Source organism: Myxococcus sp. AS-1-15 (genome assembly GCF_020037055.1).
Classification (GTDB): Bacteria; Myxococcota; Myxococcia; order Myxococcales; family Myxococcaceae; genus Myxococcus; species Myxococcus fulvus.
Window position 1 is genome coordinate 25,307 of sequence record NZ_JAIQDF010000006.1, and the last position, 26,787, is coordinate 52,093.

24 protein-coding genes are annotated in these 26,787 nt (G+C 70.6%); 11 read left to right on the forward strand and 13 right to left on the reverse strand.

Annotation, left to right across the window (positions count from 1 at the left end; translation table 11 throughout):
- The first annotated feature begins 6 nt into the window (after window positions 1-6).
- From K8625_RS17990 to K8625_RS18000, 3 genes are all read left to right on the forward strand, one after another.
- Entirely contained in the window at window positions 7-612 is a 606-nt protein-coding gene (locus K8625_RS17990; RefSeq protein WP_223746261.1) for a hypothetical protein, read from the forward strand.
- A gap of 100 nt (window positions 613-712) precedes the next feature.
- Window positions 713-1,057: a hypothetical protein gene (locus K8625_RS17995; protein ID WP_223783388.1), complete on the forward strand. Its 345-nt coding sequence runs from the start codon at window positions 713-715 to the stop codon at window positions 1,055-1,057.
- Window positions 1,058-1,144: 87 nt separating this feature from the next.
- Window positions 1,145-2,212 (forward strand): hypothetical protein, encoded by a 1,068-nt coding sequence (locus K8625_RS18000; RefSeq protein WP_223783389.1) that lies wholly within the window; start codon window positions 1,145-1,147, stop codon window positions 2,210-2,212.
- A gap of 36 nt (window positions 2,213-2,248) precedes the next feature.
- Here K8625_RS18000 and K8625_RS18005 read toward each other — a convergent pair whose 3' ends face one another.
- The gene (locus K8625_RS18005) at window positions 2,249-3,262 is read right to left on the reverse strand and encodes an NADP-dependent oxidoreductase (protein WP_223783390.1); all 1,014 of its coding nucleotides are present in this window, start codon (window positions 3,260-3,262) and stop codon (window positions 2,249-2,251) included.
- Between the two features lie 87 nt (window positions 3,263-3,349).
- Here K8625_RS18005 and K8625_RS18010 point away from each other — a divergent pair, with 87 nt between their 5' ends.
- Entirely contained in the window at window positions 3,350-4,516 is a 1,167-nt protein-coding gene (locus tag K8625_RS18010) for an acyl-CoA dehydrogenase family protein (RefSeq protein ID WP_223783391.1), read from the forward strand.
- Window positions 4,517-4,594: 78 nt separating this feature from the next.
- On the opposite strand, the gene K8625_RS18015 is transcribed toward K8625_RS18010, so the two are convergent.
- The 7 genes from K8625_RS18015 to speD all read right to left on the reverse strand — a co-directional run bounded on the left by K8625_RS18015 (window position 4,595) and on the right by speD (window position 13,241).
- Window positions 4,595-6,952, reverse strand: a complete 2,358-nt coding sequence (locus K8625_RS18015; protein ID WP_223783392.1) for an arylsulfatase — start codon at window positions 6,950-6,952, stop codon at window positions 4,595-4,597.
- 179 nt (window positions 6,953-7,131) lie between these two features.
- Window positions 7,132-8,763 (reverse strand): FAD-dependent oxidoreductase, encoded by a 1,632-nt coding sequence (locus tag K8625_RS18020; RefSeq protein ID WP_223746255.1) that lies wholly within the window; start codon window positions 8,761-8,763, stop codon window positions 7,132-7,134.
- Window positions 8,754-10,250 carry a polyamine aminopropyltransferase gene (locus K8625_RS18025; RefSeq protein WP_223746254.1) on the reverse strand — a complete coding sequence of 499 codons (1,497 nt, stop codon included), beginning with the start codon at window positions 10,248-10,250 and terminating at the stop codon, window positions 8,754-8,756. The genes K8625_RS18020 and K8625_RS18025 overlap by 10 nt, the downstream gene beginning before the upstream one ends.
- Window positions 10,251-10,297: 47 nt before the next feature.
- Window positions 10,298-10,525: a DUF350 domain-containing protein gene (locus K8625_RS18030; protein ID WP_046711323.1), complete on the reverse strand. Its 228-nt coding sequence runs from the start codon at window positions 10,523-10,525 to the stop codon at window positions 10,298-10,300.
- Window positions 10,525-10,686 carry a hypothetical protein gene (locus K8625_RS18035; protein ID WP_223746253.1) on the reverse strand — a complete coding sequence of 54 codons (162 nt, stop codon included), beginning with the start codon at window positions 10,684-10,686 and terminating at the stop codon, window positions 10,525-10,527. Before K8625_RS18035 ends, K8625_RS18030 begins: the two co-directional genes overlap by 1 nt.
- Before the next feature lie 30 nt (window positions 10,687-10,716).
- Window positions 10,717-12,618 (reverse strand): DUF4178 domain-containing protein, encoded by a 1,902-nt coding sequence (locus K8625_RS18040; protein ID WP_223783393.1) that lies wholly within the window; start codon window positions 12,616-12,618, stop codon window positions 10,717-10,719.
- Complete coding sequence (speD, locus tag K8625_RS44475; RefSeq protein ID WP_370641930.1) at window positions 12,615-13,241, reverse strand: adenosylmethionine decarboxylase; 627 nt, start codon at window positions 13,239-13,241, stop codon at window positions 12,615-12,617. The genes K8625_RS18040 and speD overlap by 4 nt, the downstream gene beginning before the upstream one ends.
- Here speD and K8625_RS18050 point away from each other — a divergent pair.
- The 4 genes from K8625_RS18050 (at window position 13,123) to K8625_RS18065 (ending at window position 16,085) form a co-directional block, all read left to right on the forward strand.
- Window positions 13,123-14,091 carry a lipase gene (locus tag K8625_RS18050; protein ID WP_223746250.1) on the forward strand — a complete coding sequence of 323 codons (969 nt, stop codon included), beginning with the start codon at window positions 13,123-13,125 and terminating at the stop codon, window positions 14,089-14,091. The two genes, speD and K8625_RS18050, sit on opposite strands and share 119 nt — an antisense overlap.
- Before the next feature lie 89 nt (window positions 14,092-14,180).
- Window positions 14,181-14,918: a peptidylprolyl isomerase gene (locus K8625_RS18055; RefSeq protein WP_223746249.1), complete on the forward strand. Its 738-nt coding sequence runs from the start codon at window positions 14,181-14,183 to the stop codon at window positions 14,916-14,918.
- Entirely contained in the window at window positions 14,918-15,664 is a 747-nt protein-coding gene (locus K8625_RS18060; protein ID WP_223783394.1) for an alpha/beta hydrolase, read from the forward strand. The genes K8625_RS18055 and K8625_RS18060 overlap by 1 nt, the downstream gene beginning before the upstream one ends.
- Before the next feature lie 7 nt (window positions 15,665-15,671).
- Window positions 15,672-16,085 (forward strand): secondary thiamine-phosphate synthase enzyme YjbQ, encoded by a 414-nt coding sequence (locus tag K8625_RS18065; RefSeq protein ID WP_223783395.1) that lies wholly within the window; start codon window positions 15,672-15,674, stop codon window positions 16,083-16,085.
- Window positions 16,086-16,087: 2 nt separating this feature from the next.
- Here the strand turns inward: K8625_RS18065 and K8625_RS18070 are convergent, their stop codons facing one another.
- The 5 genes from K8625_RS18070 to K8625_RS18090 form a co-directional block, all read right to left on the reverse strand.
- Entirely contained in the window at window positions 16,088-17,770 is a 1,683-nt protein-coding gene (locus tag K8625_RS18070; RefSeq protein ID WP_223783396.1) for a L,D-transpeptidase family protein, read from the reverse strand.
- A gap of 675 nt (window positions 17,771-18,445) precedes the next feature.
- Window positions 18,446-19,702 (reverse strand): C39 family peptidase, encoded by a 1,257-nt coding sequence (locus tag K8625_RS18075; protein ID WP_223783397.1) that lies wholly within the window; start codon window positions 19,700-19,702, stop codon window positions 18,446-18,448.
- Between the two features lie 376 nt (window positions 19,703-20,078).
- On the reverse strand, window positions 20,079-21,422 hold the full coding sequence (locus K8625_RS18080; protein ID WP_046711316.1) for a sigma-54 dependent transcriptional regulator: 1,344 nt from the start codon (window positions 21,420-21,422) through the stop codon (window positions 20,079-20,081).
- Complete coding sequence (locus K8625_RS18085; RefSeq protein WP_223783611.1) at window positions 21,419-22,852, reverse strand: ATP-binding protein; 1,434 nt, start codon at window positions 22,850-22,852, stop codon at window positions 21,419-21,421. Before K8625_RS18085 ends, K8625_RS18080 begins: the two co-directional genes overlap by 4 nt.
- Window positions 22,853-22,900: 48 nt before the next feature.
- On the reverse strand, window positions 22,901-23,356 hold the full coding sequence (locus K8625_RS18090) for a hypothetical protein (RefSeq protein WP_141331959.1): 456 nt from the start codon (window positions 23,354-23,356) through the stop codon (window positions 22,901-22,903).
- 302 nt (window positions 23,357-23,658) lie between these two features.
- Between K8625_RS18090 and K8625_RS18095 the strand changes: the two genes are divergently transcribed.
- The 3 genes from K8625_RS18095 (at window position 23,659) to K8625_RS18105 (ending at window position 26,771) form a co-directional block, all read left to right on the forward strand.
- Window positions 23,659-23,907, forward strand: a complete 249-nt coding sequence (locus K8625_RS18095) for a hypothetical protein (RefSeq protein WP_255665747.1) — start codon at window positions 23,659-23,661, stop codon at window positions 23,905-23,907.
- A 305-nt stretch (window positions 23,908-24,212) separates the two neighbouring features.
- Window positions 24,213-24,803 carry a GAF domain-containing protein gene (locus K8625_RS18100; protein WP_223746244.1) on the forward strand — a complete coding sequence of 197 codons (591 nt, stop codon included), beginning with the start codon at window positions 24,213-24,215 and terminating at the stop codon, window positions 24,801-24,803.
- A 114-nt stretch (window positions 24,804-24,917) separates the two neighbouring features.
- A complete protein-coding gene (locus K8625_RS18105; RefSeq protein ID WP_223746243.1) occupies window positions 24,918-26,771 on the forward strand; it encodes a serine/threonine-protein kinase in 1,854 nt (617 codons plus the stop codon).
- Window positions 26,772-26,787 lie beyond the last annotated feature (16 nt).

Genomic DNA, 26,787 nt, shown 5'->3' on the forward strand with positions numbered 1-26,787 from the left:
AGGCCCATGGCACGCACGGGAATACACCGCAGACGCAGGCTCGGCGCGGCGATGGTGGCCGCGCTGGGGCTGTTCGCGCCCCAGGCCCTGGCGGAGGAGCCTCGCGTCGCCTGCACCGCCACGCTCTCCGGTCGGCGCGTGCTGGTGCGCCCGGAGGCCTTCGCCTTCCTCTCGGAGGAGCTGGACCGGCTGGTGCGGCTGGGCATGGCGGGCAAGGTGGAGGTGGAGCTGTCGCTGTGGAAGCGCCGGACGCTGTGGTTCAACACCCGGCTGGACGGCGCGCGGCTCACGCAGGTGATTGGTTACGGCCGCGAGGGCTATCTGCTGGATGGACGGCTGCTTCCACAAGGGCCCTCGGCGCTGGAACTGGAGCGCGTCGCCTGGACGCTGGAGTCCCGCCCCGACGTGGCCGACCGCTTCGTCGTCCAGGTGGAGGTGAGGCTGAACGTGGTGACGGCGGCCAGCCTGGGACGCATGGCCTCGTGGCTGCGGTGGAAGGATGAAGAGGCAGAGGCAGGCCGCAGCAGCCTGACGGGGACGCTGCTGCGCTCCGTCGCGGAAGACCTCACCCGACGCGCCTCCGGGCGCTGCGACGTCGCTCCGCCCACCTGAGGCGGAGGGACGCCCCGGCAACGACAGACACACGCCCATCCCCATGGGCCCCACACGAATCGCGGTGCCCGGCCTCGCGTCCGGGGCACGGAGAATGGTCATGCGCTGCTGGCTTCTCACCCTGTCCGTCCTGCTCACGTCCTGTGGGCTGCGCGTGGAGTCGCTTGGGAGCACGGTGCATGTCTTCGCGCCCGAGGACGCCGAGGCCCAAGGCGCGAGCATCCCGGTGCTCTATCTGGAGAAGGACCGCGCCCTCTTCTTCCCCGAGGGGGTGAGCGGCGCCGCCGGCGCCGTGGAGCCGCGCCCCAGCGAGCTCGTCGCGCTGGGGCAGCGAAAGGACATCGTCATCATCGCGGTGGACACGGAGCGCACGTCGGGTCCCTGGACGCCCTCCGACATCCCGACGCGCTACGTCACCCACCTTGGCACCACTGCTACACCCTGACGGCCCCAGGAAACCCTCTCACAAATCATTGACTAAACTACAGAAGCAACCAGACTGCGCCTGTCAATCAAACCCCTGGGGGGATTCATGCGCGATGTCGTCCGTGGACTCGTGGTCTGGGCGCTGTGCTCCACGCAACTGGGCTGTGGTCAAGAAGACCTGCAACCCTCGCACCTCGAACCGGATATCGAGGCCGTCGCCTCCTCGTCCGCCCCGTTGAGCACGAATGACGTGGGAGTCATTGCGCCCGCGGGTGGCTGCCCGGCCTTCGCTCCCACCGTCTGGATTCACATGGACAACGAGGACAGCCGCCAGACCAGCTCTGTCAGCGGCTGGGTGGGGGCCACCCAGGTGAACGGGGCCGGCAACACCACCTTCACCTTCTGTCGGGTCGACGGGAACAAGTTCAGGGCGCTCTCGACCAGCGCGGGCCCGTCGAGCAACTTCGCGCTGCTGAAGCTGGGGGCGAGCTGTCCCGCGGGCAGCGCCGAGTTCAGTCGCTACTTCGACAACGAAGACCGCGACAACATGAACTCGAACTCGAACTCGGCCAACATCTGGCCCAACCTGCAGGGTCGGGACACGACCCTGTACTTCTGCCTCTTCACGGGGGCGACGACTCCCGCCAGCTCGCTGCCCATCCTCGAGTTCGAGTATGGCGTCTTCGCGACACCCTACTTCCGCTTCGGCAAGGGAGCGGGTGTCATCTTCACCGACGACGAGGACACCCGGAACGCCAACGCCTACACCGTGGCCTACGACTTCCAGTGGGCGGCCAAGGCCATCGTCACGGAGGGAGGGAACACGACGCTCTACACGGCCCACGCCGCGTATGTCTATTGCGGCGACAACAGCTGCAATGCCCACGAAGGCGAGCTGAGCTGCGCGTCGGACTGCACCGTCTGCGGCAATGGCATCTGCGGCCCCCGGGAGACCGCCACCTCCTGCGCCGATGACTGCGGTTGGTGCGGCGATGGGGTCTGCAGCAACAGCGAGAGCTCGAGGACGTGCGGGAGCGACTGCGCCCAGTGCGGTGACTTCGTCTGCAACGGTGGCGAGACAACCCAGTCCTGTCCGCTCGACTGCCGCAACTGCAACGACCTGACCTCCACCCCGGACGGGCTCATCCCCACCTGCCCCGGCCCCAACGGCTAGCCTCCCCCGAGGCGCGCCGCGATGCCGTGGCGCGCCTCACCCCACCTTCACTACCGCGCGCCCGAAGTTCTCGCCGCGAAACAGCCCGGCGAAGAGCGCGGGCGCGGACTCGAGTCCCTCCGCCACGTGCTCGCGGTGCTTCAGCGTGCCGTCCTGGAGCCACTCGCGCAGCGCCGTCCGCGCCTCGCCGAAGCGCGCGAAGTAGTCGAGCACCACGAAGCCCTCCATACGCAGCCTGTGGGTGATGAGGAACGGCGTGTTCTTCAGGCCCGCGCGCTGCTCGGGCGGCACGCCGTAGTCCGCCACCAGTCCCGACACCACGACGCGGCCCCTGAGCGCCATGCACGCAAGCGTCGTGTCCAGCATCGTCCCGCCCACGTTGTCCAGGTACACATCCACGCCCCGTGGACACTCGCGTCGAACCGCCGCGCCCAGGTCCACCTCCGCCCGGTAGTTGATGACCGCGTCGAAGCCGAGCGCGTCCTTCACCCAGCGGCACTTCTCCGCCCCACCGGCGATGCCCACCACCCGCGCCCCCTGACGCTTCGCGATTTGTCCCGCGACGGAGCCCACCGCGCCCGCCGCCGAGGACACCAGCACCGTCTCGCCCTCCTGGGGGCGCCCCAGCTCCAGGATGCCGAAGTACGCCGTCAGCCCCGGGATGCCCAACACGCCCAGCTCCGCGGACAGGGACTCGCTTCCGCGCTCCACCTTGCGCAGCCCCTTCGCGCTCACCACCGCGTGCTCGCGCCAGCCCCACCCGCCCGCCACCACGTCCCCCACCGCGTAGCGCGCGTCCCGCGAGTCCAACACCTCGCCCACCGTCGCGCTCCCGATGACCTCTCCGGGCCTCAACGCCGGCGCATACGAGTCCACGCCGCCCAGCCGCGCCAACGTCCCCGGGTCCACCGACGCGAACAACGTCCGCACCCGCAGCTCCCCCTCCCCGGGCGCGCCCACCTCCACCGGCTCCAACCGGAAGTGCTCCGGCTCCGGACGCCCGGGAATGTGGCGCGCGAGGACGATGTGACGGCTCGGCAGAGGGCTCATCGACAGGCTCCGGGTTCGAGGCGCCCCACCTTCTTCCGTCCACCTCCGACTGGCAACAGGAAGTCATGTCTTCCTAGGCTGTCCACCATGACGAGTCTCCCCACGCCCCCCGTCCATCCCCTGCTCGCCACCGCCCGGGAGCTCGCGCCGCGCCTGTCCGAGCGCTCGGCCGAAATCGAGAGCGCGCGCCGCCTGCCCGCGGACCTGGTCTCCGAGCTCAACCGCGCCGGCGTCTTCCGGATGATGATTCCCGAGACCTACGGCGGCCTGGAGCTGCCCCCCGCGCTGTCGTTCCAGGTCATCGAGGCGCTCGCGCGCGCGGACGGCGCCACGGGCTGGAACGCGATGATTGGCGCGGCCACCGCGCTGACGGCCGCGTGGCTCCCGGAGGCCGTGGGCCGCGCCATCTTCTCACGGCCGGACGTCATCACCGGCGGCGTGGCCGCGCCCCTGGGCCGCGCCGAGCGCGTCGAGGGTGGCCACCACGTCACCGGCCGCTGGACCTGGGCGAGCGGCAGTCAGCACTGCCACTGGCTGATTGGCGGCGCGCTGGTGACGGAGGGCGGCAAGCCCCGCATGGTGCGCGAGGGCGTGCCGGAGACGCGCCTGTTCTTCTTCCCCGCCGAGCACGTCACGCTGCACGACACGTGGTTCGCCGCGGGCCTGTGCGGCACGGGCAGCGGCGACATGGAGGTGAAGGACCTCTTCGTCCCGGACGACCACGGCTTCTCGCTCTTCGCGCCCCCGCGCGTCGCCCGGCCGCTGTATGGCTTCCCCTTCGGCCTGCTCGGCCTGGGCATCCCCGCGGTGGCGCTCGGCATCGCCCGGCGCGCCATCGACGAGCTGACCTCGCTGGCCCGCCAGAAGACGGTGGTGGTGGAGCGCAGGCTGCTGGCCTCGCGCCCCGCGGTGCAGGAGGCCGTCTCCGAGGCCGAGGCCCTGGTGCGCTCCTCGCGCGCCCTCGCGCTGGAGACGATTCACGCCGTCTTCGACGAGGCCTCCCGCGGCCCCGCCTCGGTGCGCGCGAGGGCCGAGCTGCGCCTGGCCATGACCCACGCCACACGAAGCTCCGCGCGAGCCGTGGACCTCATGTACGAGGCCGCGGGCGGCCCGGCCGTCTTCCACACGAGCGCGCTCCAGCGCTGCCTGCGCGACGTACACACCCTCACCCAGCACGCCATGGTGGCCCGGCCCACGCTGGAGCTCACCGGCGGAATCCTCCTGGGCTTCGACCCGCCGACGCCCGTGCTGTGACACGAAAAAGAGGCCCGGCCTCCCTGAAGCGCTGGGAAGAGACCGGGCCCCGAGGGGCGACGACGTGTCACCCCATGCCTACTGCCGGGCCATCGCCGCCTTGCGCTCGGCCTGTTCGTCGCGCAGGTGCTCGCCGGAGACGTCCACCACCACCTCGCGCAGCGTGCCCCCTCGGAACGCGTAGGGCGCGCGGTACATCGAGCTCACCGCGGAGTTGTCATCCCGTCCGCACGTCAGCCCCTCGCCCAGGCTGATGACCAACGGCATGGTGGCGGCGATGTCGCTCTGCGCCACCAGCTCCCCGTCGATGAACAGCCGCCCGCGTCCCGGCGCGCCCTTGCCCTCGGCCAGGTCCGGCGCCCCCGTGGGCTCGAACTCGAACCTCAGCTCGGATGGCCCCTCGGGTATCTCCACTCCGGACTCGATGTGGAACTCGCGCTCGCCCACGAAGTTGTAGACGTAGTGCAGCCGCCGGTCCTGGATGAAGAAGGTGTAGCCGCCGGTGAGCCCGCCGTGGCTGAGCAGCACGCCCTCCGCGTCGCCCTCCACGTCCACCCTGGCGGTGATGGAGTGTGGCCGGTTGAGCACGTGCACCGCCACGTTCTCCGGCGCCGGTGACGTGTGCGGGCGGTACACGTAGCGCTTGCGGTCCCGGGTGATTTGCGGCCGCTCCTCGGAGAAGACGGCCCGGTCGGGCGACGCGAGCGGCATGACCTGGTAGCGCCCCGCCTCCACGTACCAGAGGGCAATCATCTCGATGAGCTTGCCCCGCTCCTCGGACGCGAGGTTCTTCGTCTCCGAGCAATCCTCCGCCACGTGGTACAGCTCCCACCCCTCCGCGTCGAGCTGGCGCAGCCGCTCCTCGGTGAGCTTCGACTCACCGAAGCCCTCGCCCGCCTCGGTGAACGAAGGGCCCGGGAAGGGGCACACCGCACGCCAACCGTCGTGGTAGATGGCGCGGTTGCTGAACATCTCGAAGTACTGCGTGCGGTGCCGGCTCTCCGCCCGAGCGTCGTCGAAGGTGTGGCGGAAGCTGACGCCCTCGATGGGGGACTGGGTGACCCCGCGCAGCGCGGCCGGCGGCGTCAGCCCCAGGCAGTCGAGCACCGTGGGCACCATGTCGATGGCGTGGCAGTACTGCGAGCGGATTTCGCCGCGCGCGCGGATGCCCTTGGGCCAGTGGACCAGGAACGGGTCCGTGGTGCCGCCGCGGTACACCTCCCGCTTCCACCGGCGGAACGGCGTATCCCCCGCCCACGCCCAGCCCCAGGAGTAGTGGTTGAAGTACTTGGGCCCGCCCAGCTCGTCGATGGCCTCCAGGTTCTGCTCCAGCGACTCGGGCGTGTTGTTGAAGAACTTCAGCTCGTTGACGGAGCCGTGCGGCCCGCCCTCCGCGCTCGCGCCGTTGTCGGAGATGACCATGATGAGCGTGTTGTCCAGCTCACCGGTCTCCTCCAGGAACTTCAGCAGCCGACCGATGTGATGGTCCGTGTGCTCCAGGAAGCCGGCGAACACCTCCATCATCCGCGCGTAGAGCCGCCGCTCGTCGGCGGACAGCGTCTCCCACTCCGCCACGTCCGGGTCGTGCCGGGACAGCTTCGTGCCCGGAGGAATCACGCCCAGCTTCAGCTGGCGCTGGTAGACCTTCTTCCGGTACGCGTCCCAGCCGTCGTCGAACTGGCCCTTGTACTTGTCCGCCCACTCCCTGGGCACGTGATGCGGGGCGTGCATCGCGCCCGTGCAGAAGTACATGAAGAAGGGCTTGTCCGGCGCCACCTGCTTGGAGTCCGCGATGAAGTCCACGGCGCGGTCCACCAGGTCCTCGGTGAGGTGGTAGCCCTCCTCGGGCGTCTTCGGCGGGAGCACCGGGTGGTTGTCGTGGACCAGGTCCGGGAAATACTGGTGCGTGTCGCCGCCGAGGAAGCCGTAGAAGCGCTCGAAGCCGCGCCCCAGCGGCCAGCGGTTGTAGGGCCCCGCCGCGCTCGTCTGCTCCGCGGGCGTCAGGTGCCACTTGCCCAGGGCATACGTGTTGTACCCCTGCTCCTGCAGCATCTCCGAGAGGAACCCGTTCTCGAAGGGGATGGTGCCGTTGTAGCCGGGATACCCGAGGGAGACCTCGGTGATGGTGGCCATGCCGTTGGAGTGGTGGTTGCGACCGGTGAGGATGCACGAGCGCGTGGGGGAGCACAGCGCGGTGGTGTGCATGCTGTTGTAGAGCAGTCCGCCCTTCGCCAGCCGGTCCAGGTTCGGCGTGTGGATGGGCGAGCCATAACAGCCCAGGTGCCCGAAGCCCGTGTCGTCCAGGACGATGAAGAGGACGTTCGGCGCGCCGTCCTTCGCGCGCAGCGGCCGGGGCCAGGCCGGTGAGGACTGCTCCCACGTGCGACCGATGGTGCCGGGAAAGGCACTGCCCGGCGTGTATTCCTTGAGCGACATGTCCCTTGCCTCCGAGAAGACGTGACACCGCGAGCCGCGTCCGCGAGCCCCCGTCACGGGAGGACACCGCACCGGCCCCGAAGCTCAGGAATGGACACAGCATCGGACAGCCACCGCTGTCCCCAGGGTGGAGCCGGGCGAGCAGGGCCCGGCTCGACAGCCCCTGGACGTCACTCGCGCTACAGCCAGCTCTCGGAGGCCACGCCCAGTCCCGCCAGCACGCGCTCCGCGGCCTTCACCCCGAACCAGTTCGCCTCCTCGAAGAGGGCCAGTCCCCCCAGGTCCGTGTGCGCGAAGTGCAGGCTGGGCCCCAGGCTCTCCTGCGCGGCCTGGCGCTCCGGCCCCCAGATGAAGCCGGGCGTCGGCCGCACCATGGCGTGGCCCCAGCGCTGGACCTCCAGCCGCTGCGCCTGCGCGGAGATTCCCGGGTGCGCGGGGCGCAGGTCCGCCATGACGAGTGCCTCCCAGTCCGCGTAGCTGGCGGAGAGCGCCTTCTCCCGCTCCGCCTTCACGTCCCCGCCCGCCATCGGCAGGTACCACGTGAGCACCGTGGGGCCGTTCTCGTCCTGGCGCAGCCGCTGGTGCGTGGCCACCACGTAGCCCAGGCTCTTGCTCTCCTGGAACACGTTGTCCCACGCGAGCGGGAAGCCCCGGGACACGGGCGGCGAGGACAACGTCAGGTTCGCCACCACCCACGGCGCGTAGGTGAACGCGGACAGCCACGCGGGCCGCTGCGCGCGCCACGGCGCCACCACGTGCGCGGCGATGAAGCGGGGACACGTCAGCACCACCTGACGCGCCTGGAAGGAGCGCGGCTGGCCCGTGCGCGCATCCAGCGCGTCCACGCGGCACCCCTTCACCGAGGGCGTCACGGTGTGCACCAGCACGTCGCGCTCCACCGCGCGCGGCGGCAGCGAGCTCGACAGCTGTTGGACCAGCCGTCCGTTGCCCTCGGGCCAGCTCAGGAAGCCCTCGCTGCGCTCGCCCTGCCCGTCCTGGCGCGCGGCGAAGTACCAGATGCCCGCCCACGCGGAGACGTGCTCGGACGTGGCGCCGTAGTCGTCGCGGCACGCGTAGTCCACCAGCCACTTCAGCCGCGTGGAGTGGAAGCCCTCGCGCTCCAGCCATTGGGCCATGCTCAAGGCGTCCAGCGCCGTCCACTCCGCGTCGTCGCTGGAGCGAGAGGTGGGCACCGCGAAGGCCTTGCGCCCCTTCGCGTCGCGCGCGGCGGCGAAGGCGTTCATCCGCGCATCGAAGCGCTCCAGCTCGGCCAAGTCTGCGGCCGTGGCGCCCACGCGCAGGTAGAGCCCCTCGTACCAGTGGCCCCGGTAGAAGTGGCGCTCGTCCGGCTCCTGGATGAGCAGCGTCTCCTCGAACGTCGGCAGGCCCTGCGCGTCCACGCCCGACACCGCGCCCATCTCGCGCAGGAGCCGCACCACCGGGCCCCGGTCCTCCGTGGGCGCCGGCAGGTAGTGCGCGCCCCAGGGGAAGGACGTCACCGCGTTGCGCCCGGAGCGGGACGTACCGCCGACGTCCGCCTCCAGCTCCACCACGCGCACGTCCTTCACGCCCGCGCCCATCAGCCGCCACGCGGCGGACAGGCCGGCGATGCCGCCGCCCACCACCAGCACGTCCACCGGCTCCACCGTCTGGGCCACAGGAAGCGGGCCGCCGCGCAGCTTGTGGCCCACCTCCACCGCCCGGTCCACCACGGCGCCGGGGATGGGCGCGCGGGGAGCGTCGCGCTTGCACGCGCTGGCCACCGCCGAGCCGAGGAACGCGGCGATGAGCTCCCGCCGCGTCAGTTCCACCGCCGCCACTCCTCCTCGTAGTAATGCACCAGCACCTGGTTGTTGAGCCGGTTCACCTCCGTGGGCAGCGGGCCCATGTCCGGAGGGAAGCGCGTCAGCGACTCCAGCGTGGGCAGGTCCAGGAAGCGCAGGCCCTCGGGCAGCGCGCGGTGGTGCCCGGGCGCCTCGTGCGCCACCAGCACGTAGCCCCACTCACCGAAGGACGGCACCAGCGCGTGGTAGGGCTCCGTCCAATAACCCGCGGCCCTGAGCGTGTTCTCCACGCACCAGAAGGAGCGCCGCGCGAACAGGGGGCTGGTGCTCTGCACCACCGCCACGCCGTCGGGCGCCACCCGCTTCTTGAGCAGCTTGTAGAAGCCCGTGGTGTACAGCTTGCCCAGCGCGAAGTTGTTCGGGTCCGGGAAGTCGACGATGACCACGTCGTACTGCTGCGTCCCCTCCATCAGGAACTGCATCGCGTCCGTGTTGATGACGCGCATGCGCGCATCCGTCAGCGAGTGGTGGTTGAGCTTCACCAGCTCGTCGAAGCGCATGGCCAGGCCCGTGATGGCCGGGTCCAGGTCCACCAGCGTGACGGAGCGCACCTCCGGGTAGCGCAGCACCTCGCGCGCGGCCAGCCCGTCGCCGCCGCCCAGGATGAGCACGTGCTCCACCTTGCCCGCGCGCACCATGGCCGGGTGCACCAGCGACTCGTGGTAGCGGTACTCGTCCAGGCTCGCGAACTGGAGGTTGCCGTTGAGGAACAGCGAGAAGCCCCGCTTGCCGCGCGTCAGGATGATGCGCTGGTACGGTGAGCTGGACGCGTGCACCACGTCGTCCGCGTAGAGCTGGTCCTCGTAGAACGTCGTCAGCCTGTCTCCCAGCGCGAAGCCCACCACCAGGAACACCGTCAGCACCACCGCCTTGATGCGCAGGCGCAGCGGGTTGCCCAGCAGCGGCGCGAGCAGCCACGTGCTCCACAGGCCCACCGCCGCGTTCAGGATGCCGAACAGGAGCGAGGTGCGCACCAGCCCCAGCTTGGGCACGAGCAGCAACGGGAACGCGACGCTCGCCGCCAGCGCGCCCAGGTAGTCGAGCGACAGCACCTGGCTGACCAGGTCCTTGAACTTCAGCTGGTCCTTGAGGATGCGCAGGAGGAGCGGAATCTCCAGCCCCACCAGCGCGCCGATGACGATGACGCTGCCGTACAGCGCCACCTGGAACATGTCCGTCAGCGTGAAGGTGAGGAACAGCACCGGCGCGCAGATGCCGCCCAGGAGCGCCACCGCCAGCTCCACCTCCACGAAGCGCTGGGCCACCCCCTTGTCGATGTAGCGCGACAGGTAGCTGCCGATGCCCATCGCGAAGAGGTAGCCACCGATGACGGTGGAGAACTGGGTGATGGAGTCGCCCAGCAGGTAGCTGGCCAGCGCCCCGACGACGAGCTCGTAGACGAGCCCGCACGTCGCGATGACGATGACGGTGATGTACAGCAGCGTCTTGTTCACGTCGTCACTTCACGGCCGCGTCGGTCCACCCGACGGCAAGCGCCCCGTCAACCACCAATGGCCGCGGCCACGATGATGGACAGGCCGAGGATGAACGAGCCGATGACGATGCCGACCGCCGTGTTCTGGTCGACCTCCAGCTCCTTGTGCACGTCGAACGGCATGATGAGGCGGATGACGTAGAAGCCCGCCACGAACACCGCCAGGCCGATGAGCGAATAGATGACGCTCGCCAGCACACCCTGCCAGCTCACGACGACGCCGAGTAACAGCATCACTTCCCTCCCTGAAAACCACCAGTCCACAGCAGGATGCCGCCCGGGCCGCGCTTCACGGTGCCCGGCACCCGGTCCTTCTCTTCACGCGTGAACGGCGACCACGCGGTCAACATCATGGTCGCGTACGCCGCGAGCACCACGCCTCCGAACCACTTCATGCCCCGCCTCCGTGTCGTGCCATCGCGAGCCTAATGATTGCCCAGGTTGCTGTCCGCCCACCTGCGCGTCTCGAAGTTGTGCGAGCGGAAGAACGCGAACACCGGCCCCAGCAGCAGCAGCACCAGCGCCACGCAGAACCAGCTCCCGTTGGGCACGTCGTGCACCAGCTTCACGTGGTAGCCACGGTCGACCGGCTGGGGTGACGCATCGAAGGACGCCGTGGTGCGCAGCACGTACTTCCCCGCGGGGAGCGCGGACAGGTACAGGCTCTCGCTCGGGCTGCCCTCGGACCAGGAGCCGTCGCTGTCCTGGCCATAGTAGTAGCTGAGCTCCTGGTAGAAGCTCGTCACGTCGCCGGTGTCCTGGTTCACCAGGTCGCCCTGCACGCCAATCCAGCTGTTGCCCAGCCCCGAGGACAGCTCCACCTTCACGTTGCCGCGCTTGGTCAGCTCGAACGGCGCGCTGAAGCGCGTGGCGGAGGGCGTGTTGGACATCGCCTCCGCGGGCAGCTTGACGCCTTCCTCCAGCACCACCCGGTTCAGCGCGCTGATGGAGAAGAAGCCCGACAGCACCAACAGCCCCAAAAACCAGATGAAGGACCACAGGAAGGTGGACTTCATCCGCTCGGAGAAGGGGTTGGGCTGGCTGGGCTGGATGCCCTCGGCGGGCGGCAGCCGCTCCAGGTTGAAGGCCTTCTGGATGACCTCCGGCGCCAGGTACTCGCCATGCGTGTACGTCACCTCGTCCTCGGTGGCGTCCACGTTGAGGGAGTACGGCGGGTTCACGTACTCGGTGGCCTCGGCGGACTCGCCGGCCTGCACCTTCCAGTAGAACTCGCCCTGCACCGTCTCCGTCACCGCGTGCACGTTCTGGAAGGCCTTGTAGCGCCGCTTGTCGAAGAAGGCGGACGTCAGCGGGGCCAGCGACACGTCACCGGCGGCCACCGGCTCCAGGAACACCCAGTGGCCGTTGGAGTTCATCAGCCAGACGAAGCCCTTCGCCCGGTGGTACAGCAGGTACTCCTCCCACGGGTAGCGCACGCCCTCCACCGTGCACGAGCGCACGAGGAAGCCGATGCACATCCACTCCGTGTTCTTCAGCGTCCCCTTCGCGCCCAGCGGGATGAGGGGCGGATGGTCGGGCTTCTCGAGCAGCCGCAGGAAGGACAGCTTGCCCTTGCGCACATCCAGCAGCGCGCCGCAGAACGGGCACGCCACGCGCAGCGACTGGTCCGGCGCGCGCAGCTCCAGCGGGCCGTTGCACTCGGTGCAGCGCGCCTGCTGCAGGTCCACCTTGCGCTTCGCGCGCGGGCGGAGCTGGTCGGAGGGGATGCCCAGCTGCTCCAGCTTGAGCCGCTCCCCGATGAAGACCTCCGGGTCGCGGTGGCGGGTGCCGAAGTCCAGGGTGAGGAAGGCGCCGTTGGAGCCGGTGGCGTCGACGTAATAGGAGTCCTGCGTGGGGTCCACGTCGCTGGGGAGCTGTCCCTCGGCGGCCACCACGGTGCCGTGGCCACGCTCCTCCACCACCCAGACGCGGTTGCGCAGCTTCAGCCGCTGGCCGGGGTGCATGTCCTCCAGTTGGAGGCCCTCCTCCACGCCGCCGTCGAGCAGCAGGTGGAAGGCGCCCTCGGACTCGCTCATCCACGCGGCGCGGCCGTCGTCGAACTCCACGTACCACTCGTCCCACGGGCCCGCGCCATGGTCCTTCTGCAGGTGGCCCACCACCCGGAAGCCCGTGCGCGCGTAGCGCCCCTCCGCGCCCAGTTGGAGCGGGGAGTCGGTGGGGACGATGCGGCCAATCTTCCCGTGCGACTCGAAGTCATCGCCCTTGCGGGCCACCACCGTCTGGCAGTGTCCGCACACCACGACCTGCGCCGAGCCGGCGGTGAACTCCACGTCCGCGCCGCACGACGGACACCTCCCCTGACTCACGCCATCACCCCCCGCTTCAGCTCACGCACCTCGCATGAGGCCGCGCCCAGGCGCCTGGCCAGCAGCGACTCGAAGTCGGGCCGGGAGCGTGGGCGGCAGCAGTAGACATTGAGCGCGGCGAAGCCATGCTCGGGGAAGGTGTGGATGGCCAGGTGGCTTTCGGCCAGCAACGTCAGGCCGGTGATGCCCCCGGGCTCCGGGAACACGTGCCACTGCGGCTGACCCACGACCTTCAGGTCCAGCAGGACGATGAGCTCCTCGAAGAGCGCCGCCAACGCGGCCGCGTCCTTGAGCAACCCAGGCGAGCAGCCGCTCGCGTCAACGAGCCATTCCTGTCCGGTCGTCAGCTTCGAAGTCCTCCCGCCTCTGCCCACCTCTTTAGCACGAGCCCCGACGCACGAAAGCCGCTCGTGCCCCCGGGGCGCCCCCTCGTTGGCGTCCGGCCCGCGCTTGCCGCTACGCTCCGCAAGTGAAATGACGCAGCCGTCGCCCCCCGAAGTGCCCGTGTCCCCCATCCCCACGCCCTCTCCGGAGCGGGAGCCCGGGGCCATCGCCCGGCTGACGCGAGGTCTGAGAGGACTTCCCGCCGCGCCGCGCTGGTGGGGACCGGGCTGTGGCGGCATGGCTGGCTGGCTCCTGAACCTGCCGGCGGGCGCGCCGCCGTCGGTGGACCTGACGCCGCGCTTCCACGCGCTGCTCGCGCGGGTGCGGGACGGCGAGCCGGTGTTGCCGGTGGAGGCGTGGCGTCACCAGTACGTGCTGGTGCGGGGGATGCTGGGCGACGAGCTGCCTGGGTACCTGTTGGACAACGTGCAGCGGCTGGAGCGCCGGGGCCTGGACGTGCGCGAGGCGCCGGTGGACACCGAGGGGCTGCTGCTCGACAACGTCGCGGTGCTGCGCGAGGCGCTGCTGGACGCGGCGCACTTCGGGCGCTCGGTGGTGCTGGTGGGCCACAGCAAGGGCGGCGTGGAGTGCACGGCGGTGCTCGCGCTGTACCCGGAGCTGCGCCGCGTGGTGCGCGCGGTGGTGACGCTGCAGGCGCCGTACGGCGGCTCGCCCATCGCGCACGACCTGTCCACCACGCCGGAGATGCGCAGGCTCATCGACTTCGCCTTCCCGCTGCTGTTCCACGGGGTGTCGCGCTCGGTGGAGGAGCTGTCCTACACGAAGCGCATGGAGTTCATCCGCCGGCACCCCTACCCCCTGGACATCCCCACGGTGGCGCTCGCCACCTCGCGCCTGTCGAGGCTGTCGTCGCTCTACGCGCTGCAGCGCTACCTGGACGAGCGCTACCAGTACGCTTCCGACGGCATGGTGACGGCGCTGGACGCGGAGGTGCCGGGGGCGGGCCTGGTGCGGCTGTCGGACATGGACCACGCGGAGGCCGCGCTGCGCGCCTTCCCGGGCTTCAGCCGCTACCACCCGGGGGACCTCACCGAGGTGATGGTGGCACTGGCGCTCGAGCCCCGCTGAGGGGGATTGTGCCCTGCGGTGGACGTCCGGGGCGGGGGGCGACGAGACGTCCTGGAATCCGGCGCGGGTGGGGGTAATCTGCGCCGCCCATGACCTTCCGAATCCTGACTGCGCTCGTGCTGAGCCTCTCCCTCGCCGCTTGCAAGGACTCCTCCGACAAGAAGGAGCCCACCGCGGCCACGCCCACCCCGCCCGCCGCGACGAAGCCCGCGGACAAGCCCGTCGCGGCCACGCCGCCCCCCGCCGCCCCCGAGGCCACCGGAGAGTGGACCAAGAAGGTCCAGGCCGGTCAGGACCTGCTGGCCACGATGGAGACGAACCAGGGCACCATCGAGCTGCGCCTGTTCTCCAAGGACGCGCCGCTGACGGTGGCCAACTTCGTGGGCCTGGCCACGGGCGAGAAGCCGTGGAAGGACCCGAACACGGGCGAGCAGGTGACGGGCCGGCCGCTGTACAACGGCGTCATCTTCCACCGCGTGATTCCGAACTTCATGATTCAGGGTGGCGACCCCACGGGCACCGGCCGCGGTGACCCGGGCTACCGCTTCGCCGACGAGTTCCAGAGCGGCCGCACGTTCAACAAGACGGGCCTGCTCGCCATGGCCAACGCGGGCCCGGGCACCAACGGCAGTCAGTTCTTCATCACCACGGCGGTGACGGACTTCCTCAACAACCGCCACACCATCTTCGGCGAGGTGACGAAGGGCTACGACGTGGTGGAGAAGATTTCCAAGGTGAAGACGGGCCCCGGTGACCGGCCGGTAGAGCCGGTGGTCATCCAGAAGATCACCCTGGCGGACGCGCCGGCCACGGCCGGGGCGAAGTGATGAGCCCGCCCAAGCTGCGCCGCGTGGCGACACGCCTGGGCGAGCTGGACTGCCAGGTGGTGGACGGGCTGTCCGAGGGCGCCACGCCGGAGCTAGTGGTGGTGCTCTGCCACGGCTTCGGCGCGCCGGCCACGGACCTGGTGATGCTGGCGCCGGAGCTTGTCGGGCTGGAGGCCTCGCTGGCCGGGCGCGTGCGCTTCGTGTTCCCTGGGGCGCCGCTGTCGCTGGCGCAGTGGGGCATGGCGTCCGGACGTGCCTGGTTCCATCTGCCCGAGTCCATCATGCGCGGGCAGCAGCGGGACTGGGACACGTATGGGAAGAGCGTCCCGGAGGGCCTGCCCGCCGCGCGCCGCGCCGTCACGTCCGTGGTGGACGCGGTGTCGACGGCGACGAAGCTGCCCTACAACCGCATCGTCCTGGGCGGCTTCAGCCAGGGCGGCATGGTGACGACGGACGTGGCGCTGCGGCTGGAGGAGTGCCCCGCGGGGTTGTGCATCCTGTCGGGCACGCTGCTGGCGGAGGCGGAGTGGACGCAGAAGGCCAAGGCCCGTCAGGGGCTGCCGGTGTTCCAGGCCCACGGTCGCCATGACGACGTGCTGCCCTTCGCGGCGGCCGAGCGCCTGCGCGACACGTTGGTGAAGGCGGGCCTGTCCGTGGACTTCTTCCCCTTCGACGGGCCGCACACGATTGACGAGGGCGAGCTGACGCGCCTGGCCGCGTTCCTGAAGGCCCGCCTGGGAGGCTGACGAGAGCATGTACCACGCGAAGCAGCTCACGGTGTCCACGCGGGGACGGGGCTTCACGGACATCACCGCGGACGTGCGCGAGGTGGTGGAGCACAGCGGCCTGGAGCAGGGGCTGTGCACCGTGTTCCTCCACCACACCAGCGCGTCCCTGGTGTTGAGCGAGAACGCGGACCCGGATGTGCGCCGGGATTTGGAGGCCTTCTTCGCGCGGCTGGTGAAGGACGGGGACCCGCTGTTCGTCCACGACGCGGAGGGGCCCGATGACATGCCGGCGCACGTGCGCACGGTGCTCATGCAGAACTCGCTGAGCATCCCCGTGAAGAACGGCGCGCCGGACCTGGGGACGTGGCAGGGCGTCTACGTCTGGGAGCACCGCACGTCGCCCCACCGCCGACGCGTCACCGTGTCGGTGGTGGGCTGAAGTCAGCGCAGGCCGCGCGTGCTGGCGACGACGCGCGCCCTGCGCTCCTTTTGTGGCTTCGGGGGCAGGCTCGCCTGTCCCCGGATGCGCACCCACGAGCCGGGAGACTCCGGCGTGGCGTGCACCATGGACCAGCCGGTGGGGACCTCGGGCGCGGCCCAGGTGTAGAGGAGCCGGGCGTCGCGCGGCGAGAGGTTGACGCAGCCGTGGCTCGTGGGCTCGCCGAAGCGGTCGTGCCAGTAGGCGGTGTGCAGGGCGTAGTCGCGCTCGAAGAACATGGTCCACGGCACGGTGGCCACGCGGTAGGTGTCATTGCCCGCGGTGCCGGAGCCGGTCATGTCGGCCTCGGCGAACTTTATCCAGACGCGGTAGAGGCCCTCGGGCGTGTCCGTGCCGGGCTTCCCGGAGGAGACGAGCGTGGCGTACACGGGGCGCTCGCCCTCGTAGGCCACGAGCACCTGCGCCTCCAGGTCCACGTCCAGCCAGCGCTCGCCGGGCTCGACGCCGGGGGGCGCGTGGGTGAACCAGGCCACGTGCAAATCGTCCCGTGACACCCAGTGGTCCTCGGAGATGAGCACCCAGCGGCCATCGGGGGACAGCTCGCGCACGGCGACGAGCGTCCGTGGAGGGAGCACCGTCTCGCGCGCGGCCTTCTCGTCGGGGGCGACGCGGACGACGACGGGAGCGGTGGGCTTGAGGCGTGACTGGGCCCAGGCGAAGGGCGAGGAGAGCTCGGACATCTGCTCCGCGTCCACGCCGACGAAGGCCGAGGGCCGGTACTCGCGCAGCACCCGGGCTTCCAGGTACTGGCCATCCGTGGTGCGCCAGAAGGTGCGGCGTCCCACGCGCACCTGTCCGCGCAGCTGCACCGTCACCGAGCCCTTGAGGAGCACGCCCTTCCTGCGCGCGCGGGCCAGGGCGAGGCTGGGGTAGGCGCGCACGCGCTTGCCGACGACGCGTGCGTAGGTGCCGGGGGTGAGCTCGCCCTCGCGGAGGCGGGGGAGGTCGCGCACGCGGGGCTCGCGGAAGTTCTGCTCCAGGTAGCGCTCGCAGACCCAGCCGCGCGGCTGGATTTCGACCCAGGCCTCGCACTCGGAGCTGCGCATGGCCGTCTCGCTCTTCCACAGGACGCGCATGTCCTGGGCCACGGTGCCCAGGGGTGGGGAGCTCTGACGCGGCTCGGAGCGCACGGCGATGGAGCGGAGGACGCGCAGCGAACCGGCGTCGGGCTGGTAGGGAATGGCGACGGGCTCGGAGCCCGCGTCGGGGCTGGTGGAGGCGGTGGGTTCGGAGTCCTCGCCGTCGAGCCCGAGGGAGGGGTCGTCGAGCACGAGGCTGGTGTCCTCGAGGGGCTCACCGTCGGGACCGAGCACGAGCTCTTCGCTGGGGTTCTTCCGGTCGGGGATGACGACGAGCTGCTCGGCGGGTGGCGGAGCGTCCGTGTCTTCTCCGGAGGAGAGGTCCTGTCGCTCGGGCTTCGGGGTGGCGCTGAGCTCGGGGTCGATGGAGAGCGAGGGCTCGTGGCCGGCGGAGGGGGCATCGGAGTGCGGAGGCGGCGCGGCGACGACGGGACGCGAGGGACCGCCATCCGTGTCGAGCACCGGCGCCGTGCGGTTCCAGGCCGCGAGCAGCTCGCCTGGTGTCGCGGCGGTGACGGGTGTGCCTCCGTCGACCGGGGGAACCACCGAGGAGGGTTGCGCGGAAGGGACTGTCGTATCGGCCCGAGCCGTGTCGCCGAGTGCGGAGGGATTCGCCGCCCCCAGCCCTGATGGGGCACCGTTCACACTGACTGGCGAAGACGCTGTTTCGCTCGGCGTGGCCGTACTGTTCGCGAGGCCCTGGGCAGAGGAAGGATTCGCGAGAGGCGCAGCTCCAGGCTGCGTCGGTCCGCCGCCTTCGAGTCCGTTCGAGTGTCCCATCTCGGTGGCCGCCGGCGCTGCTCCGCCGCTGTTCGCGCCACCTGGAACAGCTCCGAGCCCGTTCGCGGCGGAAGGCGTCCCCGCTTCATCACGCGCGGCGTTCGCTGCTATCGGGCCAGGAGGTGTGGCGGTGCCCGCCGGACCGGGCTCCTCCGTCTTGGACGAAGGCGTGCAGGCGATTCCAGGAAGGAGAAGGGCGAGCTGAAGCCAACGTCGCATGTGGACGACACGGTACGAGGGCTCGCCCGCTTGCTCAACGTCGTCCGAGGTGGGGCCCCCTGCGCACGACTCCGCTCGGGTGCGTAATCCGTGCCGCCACGACGGTGGATGTCACATGTAATGGAATGGAGCCTCCCGCGCCCCCACCCGCACGAGTGGAAACCCGTATGCACCGTGAGACCCGAGACATTGTCTCACGGTGAAACAGCCCCCACGCCCAGGTCAGCGCAGCACCCCAATCAGCTCGACAGGAAGCGCGGTTCCCGAGGGCCACAGTACATACGTCGCGCCCCGCGAGTGCTGCCACGCGCGCCACAGCTCCTCGCGCTTGTACGTCACCGACACCGTCTCGTCCGTCTTGAAGGCGGGGTCGTTGCACACGACGTCCCCCTCGGGCGTGAAGCCCTTGAGCACGATGAGGTGGCCATCGGAGCTGCGCACGGGTGAGCCGGTGAGCTCTCCCTCCTCGTAGGCGATGCTGATGCTGACCGGGATGCCCGCGGCGATGAGCCGCTCCACCTGCGCGAAGCCATCCAGCCGCAGCACCGCGCCATGCAGCGCGCCGTTGCCCATCGCCGAGGCATAGGCCGTGTTGAAGACCCAGTTCCCCGTGCCCTTGTAGACCCAGTCATACGTCCGGTCCGCCGACGAAGGCACCGAGGTCACCAGCTCCGGCCGCCCCAGCCTCCGCCCCCAATACGCGAGCAGCATCGTGGTGGACGTCGGCGAGCACCACACAGGCCCACCGTCCGGATACGGCATCTGCGAGTGGCCGGGCACCTCCAGCACCGTCCCCCAGACGCTCCGGTCTCCACCGCCATCCCATGCGACACCCTGCTTGTCGCTCACCGCCGCCGACAACGCGCGCACACGCGGCGTGGCCTCCGGGTTGGACGAGAACAGCCACACCGTCATCCGCAGCGCGTCCGCGCGACGCTTGAGGTTGAGCGTGTCCGTGAACACCTGACCGTCCGCGTCGCCCTGTCCCTCCACGCTGTGCCGGGCCACGGGCTCCTTGTCGAAGGCCCACACCCCCAGGTGGTAGTCCTTCGTCCAGACGCCCTCGATGCGCGCGGCCAGCGTCACCTTCACCCACGTGCCCGGCGGCGTCAGCGCATCGAAGGACGGGATGACGCTGTTGAAGCCCCCTGGCACGAGCTGCACCTCGGAGACGGCGCTCCCCAGCCGATAGGTCGCCTCGTGGTAGCGCGTGCTCCCATCCTCCAACCGGCCCGCGGGCACGGGCACGTTGTCGGTCCGCGCCGAGGCCTCCAGCACGAGCGCACCGTCCGCCGTCACCGCCGTGCCCTCGCGGGTGAAGCGCTCGAAGTCGCGCTCGCTCGCGCTGCGCCGCCACAGTCGCGCCGGAGCCCCCGGCTCCTCCACGGGCAGCTCCTCGCGCCCCTTCTGCTGCGAGACACAGGCGGTCTGCGTGGAGGTGATGAGGAGGGCCAACGTCGACAGGGAGCGCGCGTTCACGGTCCGGAGTCTGCGAGGGCTCCACGGCTCCAGACAAGGCGCATCGCAGCGACACGCTCCATCACCGGACAGCTCGCATGCACCCGGAGCGGCCCTTGGCAGGCGCAGCGGAACACCCGATGACGAACGAGCGCTCGGAGCGCCTCACACCCCGGCGCGCGCTCGGGCGCCGCGCCTTCGCGACGGCATGAGAGCGCCCCGCGCCCCCCCACCCCGGCACTACCGCATGACGGCGCCGACCTACGCGCCACCGCATACGGCCCCGCGCACCGCACCTCGACGCTCTCGCGAGCGCCTCGACAGGCGCGATGCACACGGTCCTTCACGCACAACGGTCTCGACGAGAAAGCGGCCGAGCCGCGCCAACCCGAAGCGCCTATGCCTCCGGCGTCTCCGTGCCCGCGCCATCCAGCAGCTTGTAGAGCGTCTTGCGGTCCACATCGAGCAGGCGCGCCGCCTCGCTCTTGTTGCCCCCCACCGACTGGAGCACGTGCGCCGCGTACCGCCGCGACAGCTCCGCGAGGCTCGGCATGTCCCCCGCGAGCCCCGTCAGCCGCTTGGGCGCATCTCCAATCGGCTCCGGGAAGTCCTGCGGCCCCAGCACGCCCGTCACGTTGAGCGCCAGCGCCCGCGCCACCACGTTCTCCAGCTGCCGCACGTTGCCCGGCCAGTCATACGCCGTCAGCCGCCCCATCGCCTCCGACGTCACCACCGGGCTCACCCCACCCCGCGCATGCCGTGACGCGAAGTGCTGCACCAGCGCCGGGATGTCCTCGCGCCGCTCGCGAAGGGGCGGCAGGTGCAGGTGCACCACGTCCAGCCGGTACAGCAGGTCCTCGCGGAACACGCCCTCCGCCACCCGCTCCTTCAAGTCCTTGTTCGTCGCCGCCACCACGCGCGCGTCCACCTTCACCGGCACGCTCTCGCCCACCCGGCGGATCTCGCCCTCCTGCAGCACGCGCAGGAGCTGCGACTGCACCTTCATCCCCACGTCGCCAATTTCATCCAGGAAGAGCGTCCCGCCGTTCGCCTCCTCGAAGACACCCCGACGCGCGCCCGAGGCGCCCGTGAAGCTGCCCTTCGCATGGCCGAACAGCTCGCTCTCCATCAGCGACTCGGTGATGGCGCCGCAGTCCACCGGGATGAACGGCCCCGTCGAGCGCGGCGAGCGCTTGTGCAGCGCCCGCGCCACCATCTCCTTGCCCGTCCCCGTCTCGCCCGTAATCAGTACCGGCACGTTGCTCGCGGCCGCGCGGGCCACCTGCTTGTAGACCTCCAGGAGCGCGGGGCTGCGCCCCACCAGCGCCGTGCGGTCCACCTGCTGGCGCAGCGAGCGGTTCTCCTCCACCAAGCGCTTCTGCTCGAGCGCCCGGCGCGCGATGCGCAAAATCGCATCCACGTCGAAGGGCTTGGCCAGGTAGTCGAACGCGCCCAGCTGGATGCTGTCCAGCGCGCCCTCGATGTTGCCGAACGCCGTCACCACGATGACCGGCGTGTCCGGCAGGTGCGCCTTCACCTCCTGCAGCACCTTCAGCCCATCCCCTGGCTCCGGCATGGCCATGTCCGTGAGCACCAGGTCGAACGCGCCCTCCGCCAGCTTCTCCTGCGCGGCCTTGGGGTGCGCCGCCTGCGCCACCGAGCCGAGCGGCCCCAGCAACCGCTGGAGCAAATCCCTCGCCTGAGGGTCATCGTCCACGACGAGGATGCGCGCTGAGCTCACGAAGCCACCTTGCGGATTGCGGAAGCCGTGGACGACTCCGCGGACTGGACGGCGCTTCCCACCGTCTGCCGCGCGACCTTCGGGAAGCGCACCACCACGCGCGTCCCCTTCCCCTCCTCCGAGCGCACCGCCAGCGTCCCCCCGTGCGCCTCCACCACCCGCTTCGTGGTGACCAACCCCAACCCATGCCCCGGCAGCGAGCGCGCCTCGGGCGCGCGGAAGAACGGCTGGAACAACGACGTCAACACCGCGGGCCCCATGCCGATGCCGTTGTCCGACACCTCGAGCACCGCGTCCGCCCCGTCCGTCGCCACGCTCACCGTCACCTTCGCGTCGGGCCGCCCCGCCGAGTACTTCACCGCGTTCGTCAGCAGGTTGCGCGCGGTGACCTGCAACAGCTGCCCCGGGCAGTCCACCGCCACGCCCGCCTCCAGCGCCCGGTCCAACGCCACGTTCTGCAGCGCCGCCACCTGCGACACCTCCAGCAGCACCGTCGTCACCGCCGTGTCCAGCTCGCCCACCGTGCGCTCACCCCGCGTGCCCGCGCGGCAGAAGCGCAAGAGCGCCTCGATGAGCTCCCCCATGCGCACCGCGCTGGACTCGCACTGCGCCAGCATCTCCAGCGCGCCCGCGTCCTTCACCGCGCCTGTGCGACGGATGAGCGTCAGGTAGCCCTTGAGCGGCGCCAGCGGGCTGATGAGGTCGTGCGCCACGCGGCGCGTGAAGGCATCCAGCTCCTGGTTGTGCCGCCCCAGCTCCTCCAGTTGCCCCTGAATCGTCGCGTCCTGACGCTTGAGCAGCCGCGTGATGTGCCACCCCACCAACACCGACAGCAGCATGGCCAGGAGCGTGGTGCCCGCGCCCAGCGCCGTGTTGCGCACGCGCAGGTCGGCCAGCCGCCCCACCAGCCGGCGCGCCTCGTTCGCGTTCTCCTCCGACAGCGACTCGCCCAAGGCGTCCAACTGCGCGGCCACCGGCCGGATGCGCTCGGCCAGGTGACGACGCGCCCGGTCCGCCTCGCGCCGCTGCGAGAACACCGCCGCCGCGCGCACCTGGTCCGCCAGCCCCTGGCACGCGGCGTTGAAGCGCTCCCACATCGCCTTGTCGCCCGAGGGCAGGTTGCGCGTGTACGCCTCCGACGCGAAGCGGATGTCGGTGAGAATCTCTTCCATCACCGCGTCGGCCGCGCCGCGCTCCCGGTCGTCCGTGGCGCGGATGTGCGCCTCAATCGCGGACTCCAGCGACAGCGCGTCCACGCGGATGCGCCCGATGAGGCCGGCGCGCTCCAGCGCCTGCTTCACCAGCGCGTCCACCTGCGCGCCCGTACGCACCTCCGTCCACAACATGAAGGCGGTGACGGCCGACAGCAGGGCCACCACGAAGAAGAAGCCGGCGCGATAGCCGCGGATGGACTTGCGGGTGCTCACCAGGGTCGTCCTGTACCACGGAGCACGGGCCGAGGACCCGCGTCCTGACCTTCAGGGCGCCGCCGTCCCGTCGCCTGCCGCCGGAGCATCCGGCTGCCGCGCCGACGGCAACCGCCGCCGCGCCCGCTCCAGCGCCGACTCATAGAAGACGTCCGACAGCTGCTCGTGCATCTCCCGCAGCTCGTTGAGCTCCCGCTCCCGCGCGAGCAGCTGCGTGTTGTGCTCCTCCAGCGCGTGCCGGTCCGCCTCCGTGCGCGCCAGCTCCTCCATCAGCGCCGCGCGGCCCTGCTCCGCCTCCGCGCGCTCCTGCTTGAGCCGCTCGATGGCCGACTCCAGCGCCGCCAGCTTCACCGCCACCGACTCCATGCGTTCGCGCTCCGCCTCGTACTGGCGCTGCCAGTGCAGCGTCTCCAGCACCTGCGCCTCCAGGCGCTCAGGCGGGATTCGCGCGCACCCTGTCGCCAGCCATGCCACCGCCGTCGCCATCGCGAACCACAGGGACCGCATACACCGTCTCTCCCGCGCCGCGGTCGCGAGAGATTCGCGACGAGGTGCGACGGGCTCGTGTCCTGTTGCAGCAAAGGACGCGTGCGCAGCTTGCTCAAGTGGCCCGGTGTCGTCAAAGCGACAAGCGCCCGTCTGGGGAGCAAGCCCCCAATGTTGGAGCCTCAACTGAGGATTTCCTCCCCAGCACGCGCACGAAAGCCCACGCGCTTCCCTCGGAAGGCCGCGCTGGCACGCCCGCTGCTCAAGCGCCTGTCCGCTGATACGGCGCAATCCTGCGTCGTCCTGCCTCAACGGAGCATTCCATGAAGACCGTGTTCGCCGCCGCCCTGCTCGCCGCCGCCACCGCGTTTGCCAACACCCCCGCTCCGGCCGCCGCGGAGGCCAAGCCCGCCGCCGCCGAGGCGCAGCCCGCTCCCGCCGCCGAGATGAAGGCCGAGGAGGCCAAGCCCGAGACGGCCGAGGCCAAGCCCGCCGCCGAGGCCAAGCCCGCCAAGGGCAAGAAGGCCAAGAAGGCCGCCCCCAAGGCCGAGACGGCCGCCGAGACCAAGTAGTCTCGATTTCCTCACTTCGAGGAATCCCCACGAGGGCGCCCTTTCCAAGGGGGGCGCCCTCGCGGCATTTCGGGGTCTGTCATCACCCGGACACTTCACGGCCAGGTCGCCTCCCTCGGAAAGTCACCTGTGTCATCTACACCCCGCCTGGGTCATTGTCTCCGTGGCGAGCTCTTGATTTTCAGCAAAGCTGGGATTTGACAGAAACACAGTAATCGCGCTTAATGCGACTTCAGAGGATGACAGTCGGTTCCGGATTCCTGCGGAACCCCATTGCAAATCCGTCTTTTCCTGGAGTCACCCCCATGGTGGAAGCCTTCTCGAAGGTGTCGGAAGCCTCGAAGCTGTTGCTGGAGAAGGGCCTCTGCCCCGCCACCGCGGTGGAGTCGCTGGGGCTGGTGGGGCACGCGATGGGCGTGGACCGGGCCTACATCTTCGAGAACCGGGTGTCGCAGACGTACGGCCGGTTCGTGACGGACCTGCGCTACGCCTGGGCGGAGCCGCCCACCGCGTCGCCCCTGGCCAACCCCGTGCTGCGCGCGTTCTCGTTCCGGGACTTCGCGCCGGGCTGGGTGGACATGCTGGAGGCGGGGATGGTGGTCGCGTGCCCCACCCGTGACGCGCCGCCGATGATGCGCGATCTGCTCGAGCGGCAGGGGACGCACTCCATCCTGCTGTGCCCCATCAACCCCTCGCGTCAGCAGTGGTGGGGCGTGGCGGTGTTCGAGGACTGCCGGCAGCCCCGGGCCTGGAAGCCCGAGGACGTGTCGCTGCTCAAGTCGCTGTCGCGGGCGGTGGCGGCGTCGGTGCGCCACGGGCAGATGCGCTCCTCGCTGGACCAGGTGCGCAACAGCCTGAGGGCGGCGGTGGGCCGCACGCCGGCGTCCGGGCACTAGCCCCTCGCCTCCCCGGTCGCCAGGCGACGGAGGGCGCGGGCGACCCTCCCCCCTTGAGCCCTGGCCCCGTGCGTCGAGGGTTTCTGCTACCCTGGCGGCCCCCTGTCTACCGCCATGTCCTCCATCGACCCGACGGCGATCAGCCGGCCTCGCTCCCCCGACCTCATCAGCGGCTACCGCCTCGAAAAGCTCGTGGGCACCGGAGGCATGGGCGAGGTCCACAAGGCCACCCAGCTGTCGCTCGGGCGCACGGTGGCGGTGAAGCTGCTCAACCAGGAGCTGGCGAAGGACCCGTCCTTCATCGCGCGCTTCCAGAAGGAGGCCGCGGCGCTCGCCGCGCTGAGCCACCCCCACGTCGTCTCCATCGTCGACAAGGGGAAGACGGACGCCACCTACTACCTGGTGATGGAGTTCGTGGACGGCCCGTCGTTGCGCGAGCTGATCCGCCAGTCCCAGTTCGACATGATGGGCGCGCTCAGGCGCATGCTCGAAATCTGCCGGGCCATCGAGTACGCGCACGGCCGCGGCGTCATCCACCGGGACCTGAAGCCGGAGAACATCCTGCTGGACCAGCAGGCCGGCGGCATCGCCAAGGTGTCGGACTTCGGGCTCGCCTCGTTCCTGGATGACGCCAGCCCCTCGTCGCGCTACGCGCTGACGTCCACGCACGTGTCCATGGGCACGCTGTCGTATATGGCGCCCGAGCAGCGCGTGGACGCGAAGAACGCGGACGCGCGCGCGGACATCTTCTCGCTGGGCGTCATCCTCTACGAGTGGCTGACCGGCGAGGTGCCGCTGGGCACGTTCGACCCGCCCTCGCAGCGCAAGCCCGGGCTGGACGCGCGCCTGGACGGCATCGTCACCAAGTGCCTCAAGCCGGACCCGGAGGACCGCTACCCGTCGGTGGCGGCGCTCATCGCGGACCTGGAGCTGCTCGTCCCCGGCAGCCTGCCGTCGATGCTGCCGGTGAAGCAGACGCGGGTGCAGCGCTTCAAGGCGGGCGTGCGCAAGGTGGTGCGCACCACCATGCAGGCCGCCGCGGTGGTGATGGTGCTGGCGGCCAGCCTGGTCCTGGGCACGGCCTTCTATCTGAGCGGCGAGCGCCGCGCGGCGTCCGCGCCGGGCGCCACCCTCATGGCCTACCTGGGCGAGCCGCGCATCCAGCCGGTGCCCGGGCGCGAGGAGTCCAACCCCGAGCGGCGCAGGCTCACCCTGGGCGAGGGCCTGGCGGAGCAGAGCCTGGTGGTGGCCGGACGCCCCGTCACGCTCGAGGACAAGACGCTCGTCTTCCCCTGGCAGGACGACGAGCAGAGCGTGGGCCGGGTGCGCGTGGACGTCACGCGCCGGGACGGCGACAGCCTCAGCCTCACGGCGCAGCTGCTCACGGAGGCGCCGCCGCTCACCTTCGAGCGCCGCCTGCGCGACATGTTCAGCCTCTACCAGCCGTCCCCGCCGCCCACCGCGTCCATGCTGCTGCTGGGCAGCACGGGCCGCTACGTGGCGCTGGTGCACAACGGCGTGGGCGAGCCCTTGCGGCTGGAGTGGGCGCTCGGCGAGCGCCGGGGCGCGATGCTCGGCATCGAGTCCCCCAAGGCGGGCCCGGTGAACGTGGAGCTGGCGGTGGACGCGGAGGGGCGGCTGGAGGCGTTCCTGGGCACGGGCAAGGACCGCCGGGCGCTCTTCGAGCCGCTGGTGCTGGGAGCGGGCTGGGTGGAGCAGTTCGGCGACGCGCCCTTCCCCGGCTTCGGCTGCATCGAGGGCACCTGCCGCGTGTCCGGCATCACCTACGTGCTCAAGCAGTCGCCGCCCGGAGGGACGACGGCGCCGGTGCCGCCGACCCCCACCCCGTCCCCGCCGAAGGTGGCCGCGGCGGTGCCGGCCAAGGCGGTGGTGCCGAAGAAGGCGCCTCCTCCGCCCCCCAAGAAGCAGCCCGTCAAGCCCGCGCCCAAGAACGGCAAGCGCCGCTAGACGGGCACGAAGGCGA